Here is a 2,639-nt window from a genome sequence, read left to right on the forward strand (position 1 = left end):
TGCGCTCCGCCCTCGGGTGGTCGTCGCACGGACAACCCAGTGAGGTGTCGCGTGATGTTCTGCGCCGTGCGGCCCAGTGGTTCCTCGATCAGGATCGGATCGACGATGCCCTGCGCACTTTGCAGGACGCTGGCGATCATGATGCCGCGGCCGCCCTAGTTCAGGCGCGCTGGCGGTGGTTTGTGGAACACGGGTGGGCGGCCACCTTACTGGAGCTCGCCGCGAAACTACCCGAGCCGGCACTGAGTTCGGGGGCCGCATTGAGCCTCGCCTACGTCGCGACGACCTGCGGAATGGAGGCCCGCGTCGAGCACTGGCTCGACGTGAGTGTCCGGAACCGGAAGAGCGACAGCGTTGTCGCAGGTTGGAGCAGCATGCGTGCGGCGGAGCTGAGCTTGCGTGGGCTGTTCACGACCGACCGCTCACACCCGGAGCGCGCCGTCGCACTCCTGGAGGAGGCGGTGGCACTCGAAGCTGCGGCAGGGACGCCCGATCATCCGATCGCCATGATCGGCCTGGCTGAGGCGTACGGGCTCGCGGGCCGCTTCGAGGAGGCAGCGGACATCATCGCCCGCTTCTGGCGGGAGCGGAATCGCATTCCGCTCTCGACGTCCATTGCGCTCCGGGCGGCAGGGCAGCTCGCGCTGTTCCTCGAGGCCTCAGGCTCGTCACACGAGCTGGACCGCCTTCTTCCTGAGGCCACCGCCGCAGCGACCGCCGCCGAGAACTCGTGGGGAAGCGCCGCTGCCGGCCCGGTTACCGCAATGATCCGAATCATGGAGGGGCGCCGAAGTTACGAGCGAGGGGAGCTGGCCGCGGCCGAGGGAGAACTCGCTCGTGGGCTGTGGTTCGCGGAACTAAGCCACCACACGCTCTGGCTCGTCTCTGCCATAGTGTTCACCGCCGATCTTCAACTGGGGACCGGGGACCGGCACGGCGCGCGCGACGCTCTTGTCCGTGCCCGCGAGGTGGTCGACACCGAGCATGTGTCGCCGTTTCTGGTGGCCTGGGTTGCGGCTGCGGAGAATCGCATCGGCCGCTCGGCGGCTCGGTCGGCAACGCGCGCCGGCGAGCTATTCGAGGAGCTCACTGATCGGGAGCTCTCGATCCTGCGGATGCTGCCCGGCACCGCGACGCAGCGTGAGATCGGCGCGACCCTTTTCCTCTCCATCAACACGGTGAAGGGGTACAACAAGAGCCTGTACCGCAAGCTCGGCGTCGGCGGCCGACAGGAAGCCGTTCAGGCAGCGCGCCAGTTCGGTCTCATCTGACGCTTCTGGGGACCCAGGGTGGAACCGGGTTTCGGGTGGTGTCCGCCAACGCCAACCTGGCACACGATTGAGCCGTGCCACGCATCAAGATCGTCGTCAACACGCCAATTTCAGAATCCGTTTTGAGCCTCATACCGAGCCGGTTCAGCTCATTGACCATCTCTCCGCGACCGTCCGCCGACGCCGCTGAAATTGTCGGCGAGATGGATCAGGCGGCCGAGCGCGCCCTGCTCACCCTCCTATGGGACACCGGTCATGACGTCATATCCATGCAAACCATCCCATCGCGCAACAATCAGACGAGCACGACCAAGCCGGAGGCGATACGCGAGCGAGGAGAAGGGTGATGACAGCGTCCCGCACGAGGTGACCGGACTGCGAATGAAGTGTCGCTTCAGTCGATGTTTGCGAGCAGCAGTTCGGGAGGAGCGATTGTGGTCTACTGCTCGCTGCTGCGGCAGCGGTTCGCCCGGCATGTCGACGTTCACCCGATTTAGATGATGTGGGTTGGTGGTTGCGGGACGTCTGTTCAATCGCACCCACTGGCGCTACCGCAACCGGGAGGACACGGTGTCAACGAACTATGTGGACCGGCTTCGCCGGCTCGCCCTCAACGATCCCAGCCTCGTCTCGGAGGAACTGGGCGTGCCGGTCCGTGCGTCCCGCCTGGACTCCAAGACCCTCGCTCTGGTAAGGCTCGGTGCGTTGATCTCTGTGGGCGGTTCTGAGCCCTCCTTCGCCGAACTCACCGATGCTGCGATCAGCGCCGGCGCGACCGCTGACGAGATTGTCGAGGTGCTTACGAGTGTTGGCGGGATCGTGGGTGTCCCGCGGATCGTGACAGCAGCTCCGAATCTTCTCGCACTGGGAATCGACGTAAATTCGTTCGCGGACTGAACGCCGCCGCCCCGCTCGGCGAGTTGCCACTGGCCGTCCTCGCCGTCACCGACCAACCGGTCGGGGGTGACCTACTTAGCGACTCGCTCATGACGAGCGCTTTGATGAACCTCAGCCTCTCATCGCAGAGCTGTCCTGTCGGATCGATCGAACCGCCCCGGTCATGGGATCGACAGTTCACGAATCGTGAGTCCGCGAAAGGTGGCCTGGCCCTCGTGGGCATAGAGACGGATGCGGTCGTCGCCTTCGAGCGGGAACACGCGGTGGGAGTGCACGACGCGACCATCTCCGACGAACAGTTCCACACTCGTGCGATCGACGAGGATGCGGATCATGAGACTCCCCGTGGAGGGGTCGACCGGGGTCTGCGACTCGCCGCCGGTGGGGTTGGTGGTCGGACGGCGGTCGACGTACGCGAAGGGGCCGCGCAGGTATGCGCCCACCGCGACGTGGCGTCCACCGCCAGGGGCA

At 65.6% G+C, this 2,639-nt stretch carries 4 protein-coding genes; 3 read left to right on the top strand and 1 reads right to left on the bottom strand.

All coding sequences use genetic code 11. The annotated features are described in order from the left end of the window. The first annotated feature begins 260 nt into the window (after window positions 1–260). The 3 genes from VFX99_RS02685 to VFX99_RS02695 all read left to right on the top strand — a co-directional run bounded on the left by VFX99_RS02685 (window position 261) and on the right by VFX99_RS02695 (window position 2,168). On the top strand, window positions 261–1,271 hold the full coding sequence (locus tag VFX99_RS02685) for a helix-turn-helix transcriptional regulator (RefSeq protein WP_329664775.1): 1,011 nt from the start codon (window positions 261–263) through the stop codon (window positions 1,269–1,271). Between the two features lie 74 nt (window positions 1,272–1,345). Further along, on the top strand, window positions 1,346–1,618 hold the full coding sequence (locus tag VFX99_RS02690) for a hypothetical protein (protein WP_329664776.1): 273 nt from the start codon (window positions 1,346–1,348) through the stop codon (window positions 1,616–1,618). Window positions 1,619–1,781: 163 nt separating this feature from the next. After that, entirely contained in the window at window positions 1,782–2,168 is a 387-nt protein-coding gene (locus VFX99_RS02695; RefSeq protein WP_329664778.1) for a carboxymuconolactone decarboxylase family protein, read from the top strand. 161 nt (window positions 2,169–2,329) lie between these two features. On the opposite strand, the gene VFX99_RS02700 is transcribed toward VFX99_RS02695, so the two are convergent. Continuing rightward, the coding region (locus tag VFX99_RS02700) for a GH32 C-terminal domain-containing protein (RefSeq protein WP_329664777.1) at window positions 2,330–2,639 on the bottom strand (310 nt) is incomplete at its 5' end.

Source organism: Microbacterium sp., assembly GCF_036277215.1.
Classification (GTDB): Bacteria; Actinomycetota; Actinomycetes; order Actinomycetales; family Microbacteriaceae; genus Microbacterium.